The sequence below is a fragment of the Neisseria sp. P0022.S009 genome (genome assembly GCF_051956675.1).
Classification (GTDB): Bacteria; Pseudomonadota; Gammaproteobacteria; order Burkholderiales; family Neisseriaceae; genus Neisseria.
The window spans coordinates 1-255 of sequence record NZ_JBQCXE010000102.1; the positions used below are offsets into that span (position 1 = coordinate 1).

Sequence of the window (255 nt, forward strand, 5' to 3'; positions counted from 1 at the left end):
CGGTGTAAACGTCTTGGCCGTTGGCGCCGGTCGTTTTCACCACGTCTTTGATGTTGGTGCCGGCGGCAACCTCGGTACGGGCGGCGGCGCTTTGCTGTTTCAGCTGGCTGTAGTTGACGGCGTCGGTGTCATCGGTACCCGGGGCAACGTTGGTGATCTTGTTGCCGGCGGCATTAATGCCTGCTTTGGTCACACTTGGGCCACCGGTAATGGTGAGGCCGTCTGAATTCAGTTTGCTGTCGCCTGCGGTAACGC

At 60.0% G+C, this 255-nt stretch carries 1 protein-coding gene; it reads right to left on the bottom strand.

The genetic code is table 11. The annotated features are described in order from the left end of the window. The coding region (locus ACTHUG_RS11635; protein ID WP_440420006.1) for a hypothetical protein at positions 1 to 255 on the bottom strand (255 nt) is incomplete at both ends.